Origin of the sequence: Trinickia soli (assembly GCF_002879855.1) — a bacterium.
Classification (GTDB): Bacteria; Pseudomonadota; Gammaproteobacteria; order Burkholderiales; family Burkholderiaceae; genus Trinickia; species Trinickia soli.
In genome coordinates this window covers 107,904-126,971 of the sequence record NZ_PNYB01000010.1, presented here as the reverse complement: position 1 = coordinate 126,971, position 19,068 = coordinate 107,904, and the positions used below count along the sequence as shown (strand labels likewise).

Below are 19,068 nucleotides of genomic sequence, written 5' to 3'. Positions count from 1 at the left end.
GGAAGCGATCGTAATGGCGCATTAATGAAATTTTGTTTCAAAAACAGATTGAGTATGAAATTGAAAGTGAAGTATCATTCGACATGAAATTAAATTTCACTAACGATGCGTGAAGGAGACCGGAATGCCGGCGCTGGAACTGGACGTTCTCGACTTGCGGATTGCGGCAGTCCTGCAAGCAGATTCTTCGATCTCGAACCTTGATCTGGCTCAAAGAGTCCACGCGTCGGCGCCCACTTGTTTGCGTCGCGTGCGAAAACTCAAAGAGGCGGGTCTCATTGAACGAGAGATTGCCGTACTCGATCTTTCGAAGCTGGCATCGATGGTGACCGCCGTCATCGAGGTCAGCCTGGACCGCCAGGCGGCTGAGGATTACGACGACTTCGAACGCTATGTCTGCACCGAACCCGCCGTGACGCAGTGTTATCGCGTCTCTCCGGGGCCCGATTTCATCGTCATTGCCGAATTGCCGGACATGCGTTCCTATGACGAATTCGCGCGGCGTCTGTTTACCCAAGCGTCAAACGTTCGAAATGTCCGGACGTTCTTTTCGATGCGCCGGGCGAAGTTCGAATCCGGGCCGCCCATTGGAACAATCGTTCGCCCGGGGTAACCCGGCGTAGTGCGAATCAGCCGCAATCTGCGCCCTGCGTGTGCTGCTACGCAACACTTGTTAAGAGTCGTGCCGGAGTGCGATACGATATGGCGCATACGGGGAAGCTGGCCATGCGTCCGCATGGGATGGCCTCGCCGTGCCATTGTTTATCCCAGCAATCTTCCCAATCATGCCCAGCACCGTTGCGCTTCTTGGCATCGCGATCATGTCTTGCGTGATGAGCGCGTCGGTGCTCGCCTCGTTGCTGCGCGCTGACGTGCGCGGTGTGCCTCGCTGGTGCGCGGCCTACGGCCTCGCTGCGATCGGGATCGTATTCGCGTGGGCGGATAAATCTCTGCCGCCACAGGTGGGCACCTTCGCCGCCCATACATTGTTCCTGTTGGGTGGCCTGCTTATTGCGCAAGGCACGCGTGAGTTCTTCGGAAGGCGCGCCGTATCCAGAGTCGAGTGCGTCGCCGTCGTCGCCATCTTCCTCGCGGTGATCGTTCTGACCTATGTTGAACCGAATCTCGATGCGCGCGTGGCTCTGACCTCCGCTTACTTCGCTTATGTGCGCGTGGCCATCGGATGGACAGCGCTCCGGTATCGGCCGCGACAGCGTCCGAAGTACAACTACTATTTCCTTGCGATCGCCGCGTTCGTCGGGGCGCTGGTCCACGTGGCGAGATCGGTCACTTACGGTTTCGGCTTCGATCATCAGGCGGCGTTTCTCGATCCCTCGCCGCTGAACGTCGCCTTCCTGGGTCTTGGCATCCTTAGCTTTCCGTTCTTGTCGATCGCTATGGTCATGCTCGCCCACGATCGATTGGCCGAACGCTTGGAGCGGCTCGCTACCGTCGATGAACTGACCGGCGCCCTCATGCGGCGCGCGTTCGTCGAGCGTGCCGAGGCGATGATCGCTGCCGCGCGTGTCAAGGGAACACCGCTTGCTCTCGCAATACTCGATATCGACAACTTCAAAAACGTCAACGACCAGTACGGTCACGCGGCCGGCGACCGTGCGTTGGCGCATTTTGGAACCACGATGTTGCGGTCGGTGCGTGCCGGCGATTTGTTCGGGCGCCTTGGTGGAGAAGAGTTCGCGGTCCTGTTTCCCGCCACGCACGAAGGCGAAGCGTTGCAACTGACGAACGGTTTGCGTGCAGCTGTCGCTGCTGCACCGTGCGCTCAAACGCCGTTCACGTTCAGCGCGGGCGTGGACGAATTCGGTGCGGGTGATACGCTCGCCGCGGTCATGGCGCGGGCAGACGCGGCCCTTTATACGGCGAAAGCGCTCGGCCGCGATTGCGTGGCAGTGGCTTCGCCCGATGACGAACCCGACGAACGCGTCGCGCAGCCGGGCTGATCCGTCCGCTTGGAACGGTGCCGTCGCGACGACGCTCGACTATATTGAATCCATCAGAGCAGATGCTCATTTGTCCGGAGAAAACCTTGCCCGCGCGGCTCTTCCGATCGGCGCGCCATGATCGCAACCGGTTCGTCGCTCTATACGCCTTGCTTCTCACCGGGTTGCTGCTCGCGGCTGCGGCCTTCGTCTGGGAGGCGCGCATCATCGTCCAAGCCGGCGCGACCGAAGAGCAGGCGTTCACGATACTGGGCATCACGAACCATGTGCTCGACGATCTGCAAGACGCCGAGACGGGGCAACGCGGTTACCTGCTGACCGGATCCACCGCTTACTTACGGCCATACGATCGCGGCGTCCGCGATGTCGAGGACGCTGCGCGTCAGTTGGACCGGCTGCTCGCAGGGGACGCGGCTTCGCAGGCCGTATTGCAGCGCATTGCGCCTGTCCGCGATCGCAAGCTCGCCGAGTTGGCTCGAACGATCGACTTGACTCGCGGCGGCGATTGGCGCGAAGCAATTGCGCTTGTCAATACGGACGAGGGCAAACGCGATATGGAGAAGCTGCGGATGGAGTTCGATACGTTGCGGGGGATTTGGGACGCGCGTCGTCGAACGGCTGCCGCCGACATTCGCACCCGCGTGGTGTTCGGCGCGAGCGCTTTGGGGATATTTGCGGTCTTTGTCGGGGGGTTGTTGGCTTATGCACTCGTCGTTCAGCAACGGGCATTTGCGAATATCAGTGCCTATTCCGAGGCGATGGATCGCGAGGCCGGATGCGACCCCTTAACGGGATTGCCGAATCGTAGAAGACTGCTCGCGGAAATCGATGCGGCGGCGTCTCGGCTCGATGGCGGCGCGTGTAAGGTTGCGCTGCTGTTTTTGGACATCGATGGTTTTAAAAGCGTGAATGACGTCCTGGGGCATAGCGCGGGCGACGCGTTCTTGCGGCGCTTGGCGAAGTGGTTGTCTGCGGTCGTTCGGCGCGAGGATTTGTTGGGCCGCGTCGGCGGCGACGAGTTTGTCGTTCTACTCAGCGATTACGGCGACGATGAGGATTTGCGGCAACTGGCGCGCCGGCTTATCGCGCAGGTTCACGCACTGTCTGAAGCGGAATTTGGCGGGCGGTTCCAGATCGGACTCAGCATCGGAATCGCAACGTATCCCGATCGCGTGAAGAACGTCCGGCAGCTCATCGATGCGGCGGATGCCGCAATGTATGCGGCCAAGAGCGAAAGGGCGTCGGCGTTTCGCTTCGCGTCCGTCACGGCGAACGACAGCGAGTACAACGTCTCGGCGAGCAAGAGATAGAACGCGGGGCGGCGAAGCGGGGGCAGAAAAGCTGTGGGCCCTACCCAGGGAAGAGGCAGGGCCCGTCTACCGCAACTTCGAGGTGAGGTGCATCTACTGCCAGGGTGCTTCTACTTCCAGGGGGACTGCAACTGCCAGGTACTGCTAATCCGAGGTGAGGTGCGACTGATACTGCTGTGCTGCAAACTGCGGTACTGCCCATCAGGTACTCGTTGCTGCCGGTGAAGCATGCTGCTTGTGAAGCGTGCTGCTTGTGAAGCGTGCTGCTTGTGAAGCGTGCTGCTTGTGAAGCGTACTGCCGGTGATGCGTACTGCCGGTGATGCGTACTGCCGGTGAAGCGTACTGCTGGTGAAGCGTACTGCTGGTGAAGCGTACTGCTGGTGAAGCGTACTGCCGGTGATGCGTACTGCCGGTGAAGCGTACTGCTAAGTGCTGCGTGCTGCTCGGGACCAAATACTTCAAGGTGCTGCTCTCTGCCACAACGCTGTGCTCGAACCCCGGTGTTGAGCCATACCAGCGATAACCCTGATTGCTGCGTGAGTCGCTTCAACTGCCGTCCAGCTACTGCTTACAACCGCTTGGCGCCACGTTGCATCGCGAGGGCTACGTGGATGGAGTTGATGTCTTGCTCCATGTAAAGCAGTGTAGTCCCGCCCCCCTCGAAGCAATTGGATGAAAGGAGTGCGTTTTCATGCCCAATTCGGGGGATCGGTTCTGGTAGAGGCCGCAGGGGCTGCCACCGCCCGCGCGGAGTCGACGGCGTCATGCAGGAACGGCGGCTTCAGCGTCAAGGCAATCGGCTGCCTGGATGCCGGTTATCGGTTGCGGTCGTCGTCTTTGATGTCGGGAAAGCCCGCGCGTCCTTGGGTCAAATCCCGCAGGGCGTCGCGCGCAGCGTCACACGCGGTTGCGGGCATCTGTAGAACGAGCTGAACCGTCAAGCTATAGCGGCTATCCACCAGTTCGACGTTTTCCTGCTCCATCCACCGTCGCACGCGCGCTTCATCGGGGTAGCCGATTTCGACGGCCAAACGGGCTTGGGCGATCCGCTCGATCCGCTGGGCCTGTTGCAGCGCCGTTGCGATTGCATCCGTGTAAGCGCGCACGAGGCCGCCGGCACCGAGCTTCACTCCGCCGTAATAGCGCACGACTGCCGCCAACACGCCGTCGAGATCGTGATGGCGCAACACTTCCAGAATGGGGCGGCCTGCCGTGCCCGACGGTTCGCCGTCGTCGGACATGCCCGATTGCCCACCGGCCAGCAACGCCCAGCAGACATGGGGCGCACCGGGGTGTGCTTCACCCAGACGGCGTAGCTCGAGCATGGCCGCGTCGCGGTCGGCGACCGGAATCGCATGACCGATGAAACGGCTTTTACGAATCTCGAGTTCGGCCGAGACGGGAGCGGCGAGCGTGAAAGTGGGCAAGGCGAAGTCATTCCGAGGGAAGGGGGCTGACTTATCCCCAGTTTATGTTGGCAAAGCTGTGAATAACATGCTCATAGCCGTCTTAAGTCCTTGATGCAAAAGCATCTGGCCCCCAAGTTCGCGTTTGCGGCACCGAGCTGGATGCGATGAAACGCGGGTCGCGGCGGCGCTCGGTCGCTTGTTCGAACGCATCGCCGAAAGCGAGCAGCCGCGCCTCCTTCGACGGCAGAGACAGCGAAGGCGGCCGCTCATCCATCAATCTGAAGAAAGGGCGGTCGCGGCCCGCGATTATCGGTCGCCGAAAAAGAAATTGGCAATTGCGGATTTCTTCGACGAGTTTGTCGTCCAAGTCAGGCCGGACGATGGCATGATATGCGCCTCCCGTTGCTCAGCCTCATCTCCCTTTCATCTGTTTTGCCCCGAATATGTCCGATCTGATCGTCCATGGCGGCCTCCCGCTCCGCGGAGAGATCACCCCGTCCGCCAATAAGAACGCCGTTTTACCGATCCTTTGCGCGACGTTGCTGACCGATAAGCCGCTTCGGCTCGTCGGCGTGCCCGATATCACCGACGTCAACAAGGTTCTCGACATTTTCCGCGCGCTCGGCAGCGACGTGTCGATGGATTTTTCAACGGGCGTGCTCGATTTGCATCACCACGCCACTGCGTTCGATCCGGTCAAGCATCGCCTGCCCGAGGAAATGCGCTCGTCGATCATGCTCGTGCCACCGCTGCTGGCCCGTTTCGGCGTCGCACGGCTCGAAAACGACGTGAAGGGCTGCACGCTCGGCGTGCGCGAAATCGACCCGCACGTCGAGGTATTCGAGCGCTTCGGCGCGACGGTCGAACGTTCGCCCGATTCTCTGATCGTGCGCGCGCAAACGCGCATGGCGGCCAATGACCACTGGCTCGATTACGCATCGGTCACGACCACGGAGAATTTCGTTCTGTGCGCGGCTTGCGCATCGGGCACGTCCACGCTCGTCAACGCAGCTTCGGAGCCGCACGTCCAGGAGTTTTGCCGCTTCATCGCGATGCTCGGCGTGCCGATCGAAGGCATCGGCACCTCGCGTTTGATCATCGAAGGCGGCCATCGCCTCGGCGGCGGCGAGTTTCGCTTCAGCGAGGACTTCCATGAAATCGCGACGTTCCTCGCGCTCGGTGCGATCACCGGCGGGGACATCGTCGTCAAGAACAGCGCACCCGAGCAGTTTCCGCTGATCGATCGCACGTTCGCGAAGTTCGGGATCGATCTCGTTCACCGGGACGGCTGGTCGCGTGCAATGCGTGACGGTCCGTTGCGCGTGCGTCGCCCGTTCACTCCGAACATTCTGACGAAGATCGAGGCGGCGCCTTGGCCGTATCTGCCAGTCGATCTTCTGCCGATTTTTATCGCGCTTGGCGTTCGCGCCGAAGGCAGCGCGATGTTCTGGAACAAGGTTTATGACGGCGCGATGGGATGGTCGGTCGAGCTGTCGAAGTTCGGTGCGCACGTGTTCCTGTCGGACCCGCATCGGCTCATCACGTTCGGTGGCATTTCGTTGAGCCCGGCGAAGGTTGAAAGCCCTTACATCATTCGCGTCGCGATTGCATTGCTGATGGTGGCGTCCAGCATCGAGGGACGCTCGGTCATCACGAATGCGTTGCCGATACGGCGTGCTCATCCACGCTTCGTCGAGAACCTGCGCTCGGTCGGCGCGAACGTGGAATGGACGGAAGGCAATTGACGCATTGAAGCGGCCGCAATCCGAAATTGGCCGTATCGGGGCCGGCACGGCGAAGCGCGCGTTCGCTGGGCCACCGATCATGCCAGGCTTGCGCTTTGTTTGCTCGCCGAAGGTCCAAAGCCAAATAACGACATCGGCGCTGCCGATGTCGAACCCACTATGGAGACAATGCCGCTCGCGCTCGATTGGCCGACGATTGCGAGCACAAGCTCGAGCGGCGCAAGGCAGCATGGGTGACGCTGTGCTATCCCCGCGCCTCCGATTGCGCGCAACGGCTCGCGCACGAGTTGGCGCGCATCGGCTGTGCCGTCGAGCCGCGCGGCGACAAGGTCATCGAACGCGATGGATTGAGCGAATCGCGGTACCTGGTGCGCTGGAAGGAACCGTTCGACGTGAATGCGGTGGCGCCGTCGTTCAGCACGCTTGGCCTCGCGAGCGGCGCAGCTTCGGTGCAATGGGAAATAATCGATTGAGCTCCCACTGCCGCGACTAGATACGTCCTAACACGACGAGAATCACCACGATGACGACGATGAGCCCGAGCGTACCTGTCGGCGCGTATCCCCAGCCTCGGCTGTACGGCCAGGCGGGAAATGCGCCGATCAAAAGCAGTATGAGGACGACTAACAGGATCATGCCTAACATAGCGCGCTCCCTTGAAGTGGTTGAAAACGGGCGGCGCGAGCCGCTTGGGATCTGGAGCGCAACTTGTATGCCGGACGGGTCGGATTCGCGTCGACGCACCGGCTGGCGTACGTTTTCCTCGTTTTCGCACGATGCCGATATAGCCCCGAATTCATCGCCATTACAAACCTTTATCGCCGTGACGACCTATTCGCCTCGTCCGCCGATCGCAGTGCAGCAGCCGCGGCCGCGAGTGAAGCGACGAACGTGGAGCGCGCACTGAATGAATGGCCTCAGCAAAAGCCGCGACGACCGTGGATGCGATCGCTTTTCGTCGACGCGAAGCATTATTCGGCCGCTTGCAAATCCTGTATCACCGCTCCCAGGAATCTTGCCGCCTCTCCGCCCGTTACGACGCGATGATCGAACGTCAGGCTGAGCGGCAGAATGGCATGGACGACGGCCTTGCCTTCATGCGCCACCACCGCATCATGCACGCGGCCTGCGCCGAGAATCGCCACGGTAGGCGGCACCACGATCGGCGCCGCGTATTTCCCCGCGATCATGCCGAAGTTCGACAGCGTGATCGAATTGCCGCGCATCTCTTCGGGCGGAATCTTGCGGGCGCGCACGTCGGCGCGCATTCGATCCAGTCCCGCGCGCAGATCGGCTGCATCGCGATGGGCAACGTCTCTCAGCACGGGCACGAATAGCCCATCGGGCAAATCGACGGCGATGCCGACGTCGATCTTTGCCAGGACGCGTCGTCTCGCGCTGCGTCCATCGAACCACGCGTTGAGCCCCGGTTGCGCACGACACCCGGCAACGAGCGCGCGAATCAAGCGTATGGTCACGTCGGCGCCGGGCTCCCACGCGTCGATGTCGGCATCGTCGATGACCGTGGCCGCCGCCACCTCGCTTTGCGCCTGCGCCATGTTCAGCGCCATCGCGCGCCGCACGCCGCGCAGTGCCTCTGGCGGCCCGAGTTCCGTCAATAGCTTGGCGGTGCGCTCGACATCGCTGGAGGTGACGACACCGTCGGGGCCGGTCGACATCACCATCGTGAGATCGATATCGAGCTTGCGAGCCAAGGCTCGCACGGCGGGCGTCGCCTTGACCGCGGTCGTCCCTACGCTGAGGCCGCCGCCCGGCGCGGCCGTGAACGGCGCCGGCTCACGCATGACGCGTTCGCTCGTTTCCATGCGGCCGACGACCGTGCCCGTATCGGCCGCGCCGCCTTCGCCTTCGAAGCCGACGAGCGCCGCACCGAGATGCACGATGTCGCCCTTGTTGCCGTAGAGCTTTGCGATGCGTCCTGATTGCGGCGAAGGGATATCGACGATCGCCTTCGCCGTTTCGACGGAAACGAGCGGTTGATCGGCTTTCACCTCGTCGCCGGCTTTCACATGCCATTCGGCGATTTCCGCCTCCTGCAGACCTTCTCCGAGATCGGGCAGCTTGAAAATATTCATGTCGATGCCTCGAGCGTTTTTTTCACGGCGCTGACGATGCGCGCGACGCTCGGCATGTACTGCGTCTCTAGCCTGAACAGCGGGACGACGACGTCGTAACCGGTCACGCGCTCGATCGGCGCAAGTAACGAATAAAGTCCGCGCTCGGCGACGGCGGCTGCGATCTCCGCGCCAAGGCCGCATGTTCGCGGCGCTTCATGCACGATGACGCAGCGGCCCGTCTTGGCGACGGACGCCAAAATCGTGTCAAGGTCGAGCGGTTTCAATGTTGCCACGTCGATCACCTCGGCCGAGACGCCTTCTTCGGCCAATTGATCGGCACTCCTAAGCACTTCCTGGAGCATCGCACCCCACGAGACGAGCGTGACGTCGGAGCCTTCGCGCAACGTGAAGCATGCGTCGAGCGGCAGCGCGTCGCCGTTGTCTTCCACACTTTGCTTGAATAAACGGTATAGCCGCGTCGGCTCTAGAAATATCACCGGATCGGGATCTCGGATCGCCGCCAACAACAGCCCGTATGCGCGTGCCGGCGAGGAGGGCATCACGACGCGCAGCCCCGGAATGTGCGCGAACAGCGCTTCGGGACTTTCCGAGTGATGCTCGGGCGCGTGAATGCCTGCGCCGCAAGGCGAGCGAATCACGAGCGGGCACGCAAGGCGGCCGCGCGTGCGGTGGCGCAGGCGCGCCGCATGGTTGAGCACCTGATCGATGATCGGATAGATGAAGCCCGTGAATTGGATCTCCGCAACGGGATGGAGTCCCATTGCGGCCATGCCGATCGCTGCGCCGGCAATCCCGCCTTCGGCCAAAGGCGTGTCGAGCACGCGCTGCGAGCCGAAGCGTGCTTGCAGCCCGACCGTCGCGCGAAACACGCCGCCGTTCGCGCCGATGTCTTCGCCAAGCAGGACGACGGACGGATCATGCTCGAGCTCATGAGCGAGCGCGAGATTGACGGCTTCGACCAGCGCGATGTCAGGCACGTCCGTTCTCCATTTGCTCTGCAAATCGTTGCGCCGTCGCAAGTTGTTCGTTCAAGGCCGACGGCATCGACGCATACAGGTGGTCGAACATGGCGGACACGTCGGGTGGGGCGACGGCAAGATAGTCTTGCACCGCCGCTTCGACCGATCGTTGGCACTCCTGAATAAGTGCTTCCTCACGCGATTTGTCCCAGGCGTCGAGCGAGACCAGGTATTTGCGCAATCGACCGATCGGTTCGGCTTGCCACATTCTGGCGACGAGTTCCGGGTCGCGGTAGCGCGTGGCGTCGTCCGCTGTCGTGTGATCGCCGAGGCGATAGGTCAACGCCTCGATCAGCGTCGGGCCGCCGCCGGACCTCGCCTTCGCCAATGCCGCTCGTGCCGCCTCATGCACGGCGATGACATCGTTGCCGTCGACCTGTCTGCCTTCGATGCCGGCCGCGATCGCCTTTTGCGCGAGCGTCGGCGCAGCGCTCTGCTGCTCCCTCGGCACCGAGATGGCCCACTGGTTGTCGTTGATGACGATGACGAGCGGCGCTTGCCAGACGCCGGCCATATTCATCGCTTCGTAGAAGTCGCCCTTCGACGTGCCGCCGTCGCCCACGATCGTGACGGCCGCGCGAGCTTCGCCGCGCAAGCGAAACGCGAGCGCCGCGCCGGCGGCATGACTGACCTGCGTGCCGATCGGCACGCAATTGGGAAAGTCGTGCGGCGCGGCGGCGAAGCAACTGCCACGCTCGTCACCGCCCCAGTAGAGCAGGCTTTCCGTCATCGTGACGCCGCGCAGCAATTGCGCGGCATGGTCGCGGTACGACGGGAACAGTGCGTCTTCGGGCCGCATCGCCGACGCGAGCCCCACGCCGACCGCCTCTTGCCCGACGGACGACGCGAAGGTGCCGAGTTTCCCCGTGCGTTGCAGCGCAACAGCCTTGCCGTCGAAGGCGCGCGTGAGCGTCATGGCGCGATAGAACGCCACGAGTGCCTTGGGATCTTTGGCGAAATCGGGAAGCGATTGCGTCGGTATGCCGTCGACATCGAGAAATTGTGTGTACTCGATTTGAAATCTGGCGACCGTCGTCATGATCGATATCCTTGATGAGCGCCTCGCGCGCGGCGCTACCTTTCTTCTTCTTCAAACGTTAGTACGTTTGCGACTGAAAACAAGGGGCCGGCATCGCCGTACGGGCTTTGCGCCACGCGGCGGCAGGCGGCCCTTGCCGCGCGGCATGTGCCCTCTGTGCTCAGGCGTCGCCCGCCATCCCTTGCAAGCGGTCGAGGCCTGCGTCGCGTGCGGCGGCGCTCGTCGCATAGGTCTCTTCCGATACAAGCGAGCGTTTGACATCGCGTGCAGCGAAATCGACGAGCGTGAGCACCCACACATAGCCGCCCTGGTGCTCGGCCGTTTGCACGAATGCGCTGACATCGCCGTTGGTTTTGTCGCTCATAGCAGCATCCTCCTGATCGGGCCGCGCATGCGTCTATGCGATGGCGCGCACCGCGCAGCATGTTTGAAAAAATACGTTGGCAGCGGACTTTCAGCCGAGGAATGCGCGAACGCGCACACCAGGCGCTCAATCGATTCTAGGCGGCGCAACGCAAATGGCGAGCGCTTCTTCGAAGGTCGACGCGAGGGAGCAAGGTTTACGCATCGGGCGCCGCGGGCATGCTGGGTGGCACGCCGAGCAACTGCAACGATCCGGCCGCGACCGCGGAAAACACCGGCCCGGCAACGGCGCCGCCGTAGTAACTGCCCGAGGGTTCATCGATCATGACGGCGACGACCAGTTTCGGCGCATCGATCGGCGCGATGCCGACGAACAGCGAGCGGTACTTGTTGCGTGCATAGCCTGTTCCCGCATGTTTCCAGGCAGTGCCGGTCTTGCCGCCGATGCGATAGCCGTCGATTTGCGCCCTGCGGCCCGTGCCGCCTTGCAGTGTTGCCGCTTCGAGCATCGTCCGCAGCGTGGCCGCCGTGTCCTCCGTCGTGACGCGCGCGCCGGCATTGGCCACGTTCGCACCCGCCGTATTCTCGTCGTCGGCAATCAGCGAGGCTGGCCTGAGCGTGCCGTCTCCGGCCAGCGCCGTATAGGCTTGCGCCATCTGCAGCAGCGAGGCGGACAACCCATAGCCGTAGCCCATCGTCGCCTGCTCGACGGGGCGCCATTTCTGCCAGGGCCTGAATGTGCCCGCCGCGACGCCCGGGAACGGCAGCCGCGGCGCGAGTCCGATGCCGTATTGGCGATAAGAAGCCCATAGCGTTTCGGGCGGCAGCGTCATGGCGATTTTCGCGAGGGCGATATTGCTCGACGTGGCCAATGCTTGTGCAACGCTGACCGTGCCGTGGTCGGACGTGTCATGGATGGTGTGCTTACCGAGCCGATAGCGGCCGCGTTCCGTGTCGATCAAGGTATCGGGGCGAACGAGTCCGGTGTCGAGCGCGGTCGCGATCGCGAGGGGCTTGATCGTCGAACCGGGTTCGAACGTATCGACCAACGCGCGGTTGCGCATCGCCTGAGCGGACATCACCGCGCGCGCATTGGGATCGAACGATGGTGCGTTGGCGAGCGCGAGAATTTCGCCCGTGCCGGCATCCAGAACGACGACGCTGCCTGCCTGCGCGCGATGGCGTTCGAGCGCGGCTTTGAGCTGAGCAAAGGCAAGCTGTTGGATGCGCCGATCGATTGTGAGCCGAACGGTTTGGCCATGACGTGCAGGCACGAGCGGACGCAGGTCGGACACGACGCGGCCGAGCCGGTCGCGGATGACTTCGCGCTCGCCTGGCGCGCCCGCGAGCAGGGCGTTGGCGGCAAGTTCGATGCCTTCTTGGCCGACGTCATCGATATCGGTCAAACCGACGACATGGGCAGCCGATTCGCCCTCCGGATAGAAGCGCTTCGATGAAGCGACACGCGTGACGCCTGCGATGTTCAATTGCGCGATGCGGCTTGCCGTTTGCGCGTCCACGTGACGCTTGAGCAACACGTTGCCGGGCCCCGCGTCCAAGCGCTCCTGCAACGCCTTCGGCGAAAGCGCCAACGCCTGCGCCAGCGAATCGACTGCCGTGCGATCGAAGCGCTTGAGCTCGGCCCAGATTTCGTATGTGACGAGGCTGACGGCAAGCAATGCGCCGTGTCGATCGACGATCGCGCCGCGCGTTGCCGCCAGTTCGAGCATCTGCCGGTGTCGCTTTTCGCCTTGCGCGACATGAAACTCGTGTTCGACGATCTGAACCCAACCCGCGCGAGCCACGAGACCGGCAAAGGCGAGCGATATGCCGAACATGAGGAGCGTCGAACGTTTGGCGTGCCATCGCGGTGCGAGCACGGGCGACGTGACGCCCGGCAATGAAGAACGGGATGCGGGCCGTTTGTTTTGCGATGCGGTCATCGAGGGGCGGGGCGTTATGAGCTTGGTCGGGGCGCTGAGGGGCGCGGGGCCTACATTGTAATGAAAACGTAATGTAGGTTTCCGGCGCACCGTTTTTCCTGCAAGGCGACCGCGCAAAAAGAAACCGCCGCGAGTGCGGCGGTTGATTGAAGCAGCCGGTGGCCCCGACCGCTGTTTCCGGGCTTTCGATGACCTCGGCCCGCTACGATAGCCGGGCCAGGCGGCCACCTTAAGCGGGCAGCGAGAAACCGGAGATCGCTTCGCGCAAAACCGTTGCCTGATCTTTCAACGATTGGGCGGCGGCAGCGGCTTGTTCGACGAGCGCGGCGTTTTGCTGCGTCACTTTATCCATCTCTCCGACCGCACGATTCACTTGCTCGATGCCGGCGCTTTGCTCGCGCGATGCATGGCTGATTTCTTCGAGGATCTCGTTGACACGGCGCACCGATTGCACGATTTCGCTCATCGTCGAACCGGCGTTCGCCACGAGCGCGGCGCCTTGGTCGACGGTGTTCGTCGACGATTCGATCAGTGCCTTGATTTCCTTGGCGGCCGTGGCCGAGCGCTGGGCGAGACTTCGCACTTCCGACGCCACGACGGCGAAGCCGCGGCCTTGCTCGCCGGCGCGCGCCGCTTCGACGGCGGCATTGAGCGCGAGAATGTTCGTTTGGAACGCGATACCGTCGATGACGCCGATAATGTCGCCGATCTTTTGCGAGCTGGACGTGATTTCGTGCATTGTGCGCACGACGTCGTCGACGACGCTGCTGCCGCGCGTCGCAACATCGGCCGCTTGCTCGGCCAGCTTGGCCGCCTGCGATGCGCTTTCGGCATTCATCTTCACATTCGTCGTCATCTCGTCCATGCTCGACGCCGTTTCGACGAGCGCGGCTGCCTGCTGCTCCGTGCGTTGCGACAGATCGGTGTTGCCGGCGGCGATCTCGCTCGCGCCGACATTGATGTTCTCCGTGCCGGCGCGCACGCGCTTGACGGCGTCCGCCAAGCCCGACTGCATCTGCGAAAGCACGGCCATCAGGCTGGTTTCGTCTGCTTGATGAACGGGAATGCGCGCCGTCAAATCGCCGCCGGCGATTCGTTGAGCCGTGGAGACGGCGAATTCCAGATCGCCGCCCAGCCCGCGTCGCACGCTGCGAAGGACGAGCACCATCGCGATCGTCGCAAGCACCCCGAGCACGCCGATGATCGTGACCCAACGAATGATGTTCGAGACGAAGGCAGCGTTGACGTCATCCAGATACATGCCGGTGACGATGTCCCAATCCCACGGGGCGAAACGCAGCCCATACGACAGCTTCGGGACGGGTTCCTCGCTGCCGGGTTTCGACCAGAGGTAATGGATGAAGCCACCGTGTTCTTGCTGGGACGCCTTGACGATGTCGGTGAACAGGTGGTTACCTGCTGGATCCGTGAACCCTGCAAGGTTTTTGCCGACCAGTTGGGGCTTGATCGGGTGCATCAGCATGACGGCTTGCGAATCGTTGATCGAATAGTAGCCGTCGGAGCCGTAGCGCAGGATGCCGATCGCTTGAAGGGCTTGCTTCTTCGCGTCGTCCTCGCTCATTGCATGCTGCTGTGCGGCGTCGTAGTAGTGCTGCGCGATGCTGGTCGCTTCCTGAACCAGGGCGACCAACCGTTCTTTGCGATCGTCGATCATCGACGTGCGGTTTTGCCATACGCCGGCGACGCCGATCAGGATGAGCCCGGCCCATAGGACCGCGATCATCGATCCGAGTCGTTGATTCAAAGTCATTTTCTGCATTCGGTCCGCTCTCGATTGGTCGATCAGTCAGCGGCTTCGTCCGAGCCATCGCTCGCAGAAGCCGCGCCTGTCCGTATATCGACCTGTCATTTCAAGCGGCGCAGAGGGGGAAACCCTGATTTGGGTCAGGGTTTCTCAAGGCGGCGGGGGAAGCGATCCCCCGGGGTTGGCGATGCGGCGCCTGACGACGCTATGCTCAGGAGGCGTTTGCTCCCTTGAGCATTTTCGCTGCTTCTTCTTGTTCTGCTTCCCGCATTCGAAGTGCCGTTTGCGCGTTCGGATCGAGGGCGGGCGGATTTCGAAATTGGCTCTGCATTTTTTGGAACTGTTCCTCCGTCTCCGCCATGTGCTTGAATTCCGACCTGATTTTGGCAGTGGTATTCGCCGTATCGGTTGGAGTGTTCACACCTCGCATCGTGTCGATATGCGTCATGGTGTAACTCACGCCGTTCTGCGCGGCCTGGGGCAGGCTGGCGTTATCTTCGATGCCCGAGAGGGACGTGTGAAGTGCGGCAAGCGGCGCTTGGAACGCTGCTTTCGCATTTGCGTCGCCAGATAGCGCGGAGGTTTGTGCCGTCGAAAGCAATCGCTGTACGAGGGGACTCTGGCTCGCGAACGCTGCAATATCCGCAGGCAGCGCGTTCGTTCCTGCCGACTGGAAGTCGGTGCTCAGTTGTGTAATGCCCGCAAGATTGACGGCGTCTGCGCTCGCATGCGCGTGGCCGGCGGCGGCCTCGGCCTGCCCGACATCGTGATCGGCGCCGAGCGTCCATGCCACTGCAGCAATCGTATGAGCATTCGCCGGAGACTGAGCGCTAAGCTCCTGCGTCGCTTTTGCGAACCCGGCGGTATCGGCTTCCATTTGGCTCATGGTTGCCTGTGCATTGCCCGTGTCGGTCTGGTAGCGCGCCAGCATGCTCTGACCGACCTTGTCCATGACGTCCGACTCGGCCTGCTGAAGTTTGTCGACCTGGTCGGGTGCATCTTGAGGCGAGGCCTGGGCCGTCACCGCGGAATCGTAAGTGGATAATGCGTTAAAGGTTGCAGCGTCGATAGCGTATCCGCTTCCGCCGCCACCCACAGGGGCGAGGCTCATGCTGTGCTCCGTTTGGAAAGACTGACGTCATGATGGAAATGTGACGTCACTATGGACCACTTATGCCTGGATGGGGCGCGAACGATTCGTAGGCAGCGCATGCGGCAACTACTGTTTTTGAGTCGTTCTACGAAGCCGGGCGGAAGACGGAAGCCCGCTCATATGCACCATCCATGCCTGCGCCTGCGCCTGCGCGCGGTCGTGCGCCGCGAAAAGGAGCGGCCGTGCGACGTCCGTAGCCGATCGAGATCGGCTACATCAGCGATGGATTCTTGTCCGGCGGGCCTTCGGGGCGCTGCGGTTCGTCGTTATGGTGGCCGGGCGCGGGGGGCACCGCGGGCTCACCTTCCGGATCGCGCGTGGGGTCGGCGACAGGGTCGGGAATCGGTGCGGTATGCATGCGATAGTCCATGGCGTGTGCGGGTCGGTAACGGTGCCAGGTGGCACCTGAGGGGCGCAGCGGCTCCTCTCTTTTATACGCTATCCATCGATCAGGTGCGCGTTGTTTCAGCGCGCATTCGTAGGACCTGGCCATCGATCGATCGCACGGTGATTCGCAAGCATGGTCCATGCCTGTCGTCCCCGCGATCGGGCCTGTTCGCGTGACTAGTCGGGCTTGCTGTCCGTCCCCACCGCCAGTACCTCCGGCAATCGCGCCGCCAGCACATCGATCGCGATCCGTACGCGCGAGGGAAGATGCCGCGTGCGGCGCCAAGCCAGATGCACATCGATGCGTGGCCCTGATGCCTCGGGCATTATCGCAACGAGCGAGCCCTGCCGCAGATCGTTGCCGATAAGCCAGCACGGTAGACGTGCGATGCCAGCCCCCGCTTTGACAGCGGCGACGATCGTTTCGAGATCGTCGAAGCGAAGCCGATGCTTCATCGTCACCGTCCGCATCGAACCCGTTTGATCGGCGAGCGGCCACGCGACGTCGCGCCTGCCTGCCGTATAAAGCACGCCGTGATGACCATCGAGCTCGGCCACAGTCCGCGGCGTACCGTGACGCGCCAGATAATCGGGACTCGCGCAAAGTCGCATCGTCTGCTCGCCCAATTTGCGCGCGACGAGATCGGCCGGCGCGTTGTGCAACGTACCGCTACGCAGCACCAGGTCGACGTTTTCATCGACGAGGTCGACGACGCGGTCGGTCAGGCTCATCTGCAATTCGAGTTTCGGGTAGCGTGCAGCCAGTTCGAGCAGCACGGGCGCGACGCACAAGCGACCGAACAGCACCGGCGCACTGACATGCAATCGACCTTGCGGCGACAGGCGCGCGGCGCTCAGCGCGGCCGCGCCTGCATCGAGTTCGGCCAGTGCGCGCACGCAATGGTCGTAGAACGCCTGCCCGTCGGTCGTCAGCGTTTGGCGGCGCGTGGTGCGTAGAAAAAGCCGCGTTCCAAGACGCTCTTCGAGGCGGGCAATGCTTTTGCCGACGGCTGAGCGCGTGAGGTGAAGACGCTCGGCCGCCAGCGCAAAGCTGCCTGCTTCGACGGCTTGAACGAATGCGGAAATGCCTGTTAGTCGGTCAGTCGTCATCGCCCCACCGGAAATATATGGAAAACCGCTCATGATTCGATTGATTCCTTGCAGTCTACAATCAAACGAAAATTTGCCTCCACTGGAGACATTTGATCGCCGGTAATCTTCACTCCATCAAACATTCAGGAGATGAAGCCATGAAGCCTGCCGCCGCGACGACGATGAAAAAATGGAGCGTGACGAGCCCCGGGGCGCAACATCTGAAACTCGAGACGGCGCCGATACCGACGCCTGGCGACTACGAAGTGCTCGTCCGCGTTGACGCCGTGTCTTTGAACTACCGAGACCTCGGCGTGGTGGACGGCGAGGATGGGGCCGCCATGCCTTTTCCTTGCACACCGGGATCGGACTTCGCCGGCAGCGTCGTTGCAGTGGGGCAGCGTGTGACGCGGTTCGCCGAGGGCGCCAATGTGATCGGCACGTTCTGGGCCGGATGGCTCGACGGCGACTGGCCGCCGACGGCCCGTGTGTTGGGCGGCTCGCTGCCAGGCGTGCTTGCCCAATATGTCGTGCTGCACGAGGACTGGCTTGTGCAAGCGCCACGCACGCTCGACGCGTCGACGGCCAGCACGCTGCCGTGCGCGGGGTTGACGGCTTGGTTTGCCCTGGTTGAAAAGGGCGGTGTGCATGCCGGACAGACCGTGCTCGTGCAGGGCACGGGCGGCGTGGCGCTGTTCGCGGTGCAGCTTGCGCGAGCGCACGGCGCGCGAGTCATCGTGACGTCGGGCAGCGAAGAGAAGCGGCGCAAGGTGACGGAGCTCGGCGCATCCTATGTGATCGACCGACAAGCACATTCGCAGTGGGACGTGCTGGCGCGCGAATATACGGCCGGTCGCGGCGTCGACCACGTCTTGGAACTGGCCGGTGGGGAGAACCTCGCCACCTCGTTGCGCGCGCTGCACCAGGGCGGACGTATCTCGCTGATCGGCGTCTTGGGCGAGCATACGATGACCTTTCCAAGCGTGCCGTCGTTTTTGACGAGACCTGTGATTCAGGGCATCGGCGTGGGCCATCGCCGGGCGTTGGAGGATCTCGTGCGCGCGGTGGACGCTATCGAACTGAAGCCCGTCGTGGACGAGCGCTACGCATTCGAACAGCTGCCGCAGGCGTTCGAGCACCTGAAGCGCGGTGCGTTCGGCAAGATCGTCGTTCAGGCCAACTGATCATCGTGTGCGGTGCAGGTCGGCGTAGGTGTCGACGTCGGCCAGGATTCCTGCATCCTCCACCTCGATGGTCTCGACCTCGTTCGCTTCGAGCAGGCGACGCGCACCGATGTCGCCATCGAGCGATGCCAGGGCGTCCCGATGCATGGCGCCGAAGCCGACCGGATGCCCGCGCCGGCCGCGGTAGATCGGTGCCACAATCGATGCTCCGGCGTCGACACGGCGCGCGAGCGCTTCGATCGTAGACGGGTCGACCCACGGCATATCGGCCAGCGCAATGATCCAGCCTTCGGCATCGGCGGTCGCACGTACGCCAGCGGCAAGACTCGCCCCCATGCCGCGCTCGGCGTCGGTCGAGAAGACGACGTCGCAGCCTGCTTCGTTGAGCGCATGCGCGAGCGCTTCCGCTCCGGGGCGCACCACAGCGGTCACGTGCGCAATCGTCGCCAACAATGCGTGCGCTGCGGCGCATGCGACGGGCGTGCCGTCGGCAAGCGGCGCCAACAGCTTGTTTTGCAATCCGGCCGGATCGAAGCGGGTACCGCGGCCGGCGGCGAGCAGCAATGCCGTAGCGGACGAAGCATAGGTCATCAGGCGT

18 protein-coding genes are annotated in these 19,068 nt (G+C 62.7%); 6 read left to right on the top strand and 12 right to left on the bottom strand.

All coding sequences use genetic code 11. The features are described from left to right. Nucleotides 1–124 precede the first annotated feature (124 nt). From C0Z19_RS13845 to C0Z19_RS13835, 3 genes are all read left to right on the top strand, one after another. Entirely contained in the window at nt 125–613 is a 489-nt protein-coding gene (locus tag C0Z19_RS13845; protein WP_102610405.1) for an Lrp/AsnC family transcriptional regulator, read from the top strand. Nucleotides 614–785: 172 nt separating this feature from the next. Continuing rightward, nucleotides 786–1,961 carry a GGDEF domain-containing protein gene (locus C0Z19_RS13840; protein ID WP_102610404.1) on the top strand — a complete coding sequence of 392 codons (1,176 nt, stop codon included), beginning with the start codon at nt 786–788 and terminating at the stop codon, nt 1,959–1,961. An 86-nt stretch (nt 1,962–2,047) separates the two neighbouring features. After that, entirely contained in the window at nt 2,048–3,271 is a 1,224-nt protein-coding gene (locus C0Z19_RS13835; RefSeq protein ID WP_158242975.1) for a diguanylate cyclase domain-containing protein, read from the top strand. 816 nt (nt 3,272–4,087) lie between these two features. Here the strand turns inward: C0Z19_RS13835 and C0Z19_RS13830 are convergent. Further along, complete coding sequence (locus tag C0Z19_RS13830) at nt 4,088–4,699, bottom strand: IMPACT family protein (RefSeq protein WP_102610402.1); 612 nt, start codon at nt 4,697–4,699, stop codon at nt 4,088–4,090. 425 nt (nt 4,700–5,124) lie between these two features. On the opposite strand from C0Z19_RS13830, the gene C0Z19_RS13820 reads away from it, so the two are divergent. Further along, nucleotides 5,125–6,426, top strand: coding sequence for a UDP-N-acetylglucosamine 1-carboxyvinyltransferase (locus C0Z19_RS13820; RefSeq protein WP_102610400.1), 1,302 nt, complete (start codon nt 5,125–5,127; stop codon nt 6,424–6,426). 185 nt (nt 6,427–6,611) lie between these two features. Next, nucleotides 6,612–6,899, top strand: a complete 288-nt coding sequence (locus tag C0Z19_RS13815) for a hypothetical protein (RefSeq protein ID WP_102610399.1) — start codon at nt 6,612–6,614, stop codon at nt 6,897–6,899. 16 nt (nt 6,900–6,915) lie between these two features. Here C0Z19_RS13815 and C0Z19_RS13810 read toward each other — a convergent pair whose 3' ends face one another. The 10 genes from C0Z19_RS13810 to C0Z19_RS13770 form a co-directional block, all read right to left on the bottom strand. Beyond that, the gene (locus C0Z19_RS13810; protein WP_102610398.1) at nt 6,916–7,071 is read right to left on the bottom strand and encodes a DUF3309 family protein; all 156 of its coding nucleotides are present in this window, start codon (nt 7,069–7,071) and stop codon (nt 6,916–6,918) included. Between the two features lie 326 nt (nt 7,072–7,397). After that, nucleotides 7,398–8,522 (bottom strand): dihydrolipoamide acetyltransferase family protein, encoded by a 1,125-nt coding sequence (locus tag C0Z19_RS13805; protein ID WP_102610397.1) that lies wholly within the window; start codon nt 8,520–8,522, stop codon nt 7,398–7,400. After that, on the bottom strand, nt 8,519–9,502 hold the full coding sequence (locus C0Z19_RS13800) for an alpha-ketoacid dehydrogenase subunit beta (RefSeq protein WP_102610396.1): 984 nt from the start codon (nt 9,500–9,502) through the stop codon (nt 8,519–8,521). The genes C0Z19_RS13805 and C0Z19_RS13800 overlap by 4 nt, the downstream gene beginning before the upstream one ends. After that, on the bottom strand, nt 9,495–10,583 hold the full coding sequence (gene pdhA, locus C0Z19_RS13795) for a pyruvate dehydrogenase (acetyl-transferring) E1 component subunit alpha (protein WP_102610395.1): 1,089 nt from the start codon (nt 10,581–10,583) through the stop codon (nt 9,495–9,497). Before pdhA ends, C0Z19_RS13800 begins: the two co-directional genes overlap by 8 nt. Before the next feature lie 160 nt (nt 10,584–10,743). After that, nucleotides 10,744–10,947 carry a hypothetical protein gene (locus tag C0Z19_RS13790; protein WP_102610394.1) on the bottom strand — a complete coding sequence of 68 codons (204 nt, stop codon included), beginning with the start codon at nt 10,945–10,947 and terminating at the stop codon, nt 10,744–10,746. A gap of 196 nt (nt 10,948–11,143) precedes the next feature. Beyond that, nucleotides 11,144–12,889, bottom strand: coding sequence for a peptidoglycan D,D-transpeptidase FtsI family protein (locus tag C0Z19_RS13785; protein WP_102610393.1), 1,746 nt, complete (start codon nt 12,887–12,889; stop codon nt 11,144–11,146). Between the two features lie 229 nt (nt 12,890–13,118). Beyond that, complete coding sequence (locus tag C0Z19_RS13780; protein WP_102610478.1) at nt 13,119–14,660, bottom strand: methyl-accepting chemotaxis protein; 1,542 nt, start codon at nt 14,658–14,660, stop codon at nt 13,119–13,121. A gap of 205 nt (nt 14,661–14,865) precedes the next feature. After that, the gene (locus tag C0Z19_RS13775; protein ID WP_146012054.1) at nt 14,866–15,765 is read right to left on the bottom strand and encodes a hypothetical protein; all 900 of its coding nucleotides are present in this window, start codon (nt 15,763–15,765) and stop codon (nt 14,866–14,868) included. Between the two features lie 253 nt (nt 15,766–16,018). Beyond that, nucleotides 16,019–16,165, bottom strand: a complete 147-nt coding sequence (locus tag C0Z19_RS28480; RefSeq protein ID WP_175083994.1) for a hypothetical protein — start codon at nt 16,163–16,165, stop codon at nt 16,019–16,021. Between the two features lie 206 nt (nt 16,166–16,371). Then, on the bottom strand, nt 16,372–17,337 hold the full coding sequence (locus C0Z19_RS13770; RefSeq protein ID WP_233196126.1) for a LysR family transcriptional regulator: 966 nt from the start codon (nt 17,335–17,337) through the stop codon (nt 16,372–16,374). A 107-nt stretch (nt 17,338–17,444) separates the two neighbouring features. Between C0Z19_RS13770 and C0Z19_RS13765 the strand changes: the two genes are divergently transcribed. After that, the gene (locus C0Z19_RS13765; RefSeq protein ID WP_199180776.1) at nt 17,445–18,470 is read left to right on the top strand and encodes a zinc-dependent alcohol dehydrogenase family protein; all 1,026 of its coding nucleotides are present in this window, start codon (nt 17,445–17,447) and stop codon (nt 18,468–18,470) included. On the opposite strand, the gene C0Z19_RS13760 is transcribed toward C0Z19_RS13765, so the two are convergent. Continuing rightward, nucleotides 18,471–19,061, bottom strand: coding sequence for a nucleotidyltransferase family protein (locus C0Z19_RS13760; protein ID WP_102610391.1), 591 nt, complete (start codon nt 19,059–19,061; stop codon nt 18,471–18,473). Nucleotides 19,062–19,068: the final 7 nt, after the last annotated feature.

What these genes read in the sequence shown, in the direction of transcription:
- C0Z19_RS13845 (WP_102610405.1), top strand. Translation starts at nt 125, where the DNA reads ATGCCGGCGCTGGAACTGGACGTTCTCGACTTGCGGATTGCGGCAGTC.
- C0Z19_RS13840 (WP_102610404.1), top strand. Translation starts at nt 786, where the DNA reads ATGCCCAGCACCGTTGCGCTTCTTGGCATCGCGATCATGTCTTGCGTG.
- C0Z19_RS13820 (WP_102610400.1), top strand. Translation starts at nt 5,125, where the DNA reads ATGTCCGATCTGATCGTCCATGGCGGCCTCCCGCTCCGCGGAGAGATC.
- C0Z19_RS13810 (WP_102610398.1), bottom strand. Translation starts at nt 7,071, where the DNA reads ATGTTAGGCATGATCCTGTTAGTCGTCCTCATACTGCTTTTGATCGGC.
- C0Z19_RS13805 (WP_102610397.1), bottom strand. Translation starts at nt 8,522, where the DNA reads ATGAATATTTTCAAGCTGCCCGATCTCGGAGAAGGTCTGCAGGAGGCG.
- pdhA (WP_102610395.1), bottom strand. Translation starts at nt 10,583, where the DNA reads ATGACGACGGTCGCCAGATTTCAAATCGAGTACACACAATTTCTCGAT.
- C0Z19_RS13790 (WP_102610394.1), bottom strand. Translation starts at nt 10,947, where the DNA reads ATGAGCGACAAAACCAACGGCGATGTCAGCGCATTCGTGCAAACGGCC.
- C0Z19_RS13785 (WP_102610393.1), bottom strand. Translation starts at nt 12,889, where the DNA reads ATGACCGCATCGCAAAACAAACGGCCCGCATCCCGTTCTTCATTGCCG.
- C0Z19_RS13780 (WP_102610478.1), bottom strand. Translation starts at nt 14,660, where the DNA reads ATGACTTTGAATCAACGACTCGGATCGATGATCGCGGTCCTATGGGCC.
- C0Z19_RS13775 (WP_146012054.1), bottom strand. Translation starts at nt 15,765, where the DNA reads ATGAGCCTCGCCCCTGTGGGTGGCGGCGGAAGCGGATACGCTATCGAC.
- C0Z19_RS28480 (WP_175083994.1), bottom strand. Translation starts at nt 16,165, where the DNA reads ATGCATACCGCACCGATTCCCGACCCTGTCGCCGACCCCACGCGCGAT.
- C0Z19_RS13770 (WP_233196126.1), bottom strand. Translation starts at nt 17,337, where the DNA reads ATGAGCGGTTTTCCATATATTTCCGGTGGGGCGATGACGACTGACCGA.
- C0Z19_RS13765 (WP_199180776.1), top strand. Translation starts at nt 17,445, where the DNA reads ATGAAGCCTGCCGCCGCGACGACGATGAAAAAATGGAGCGTGACGAGC.
- C0Z19_RS13760 (WP_102610391.1), bottom strand. Translation starts at nt 19,061, where the DNA reads ATGACCTATGCTTCGTCCGCTACGGCATTGCTGCTCGCCGCCGGCCGC.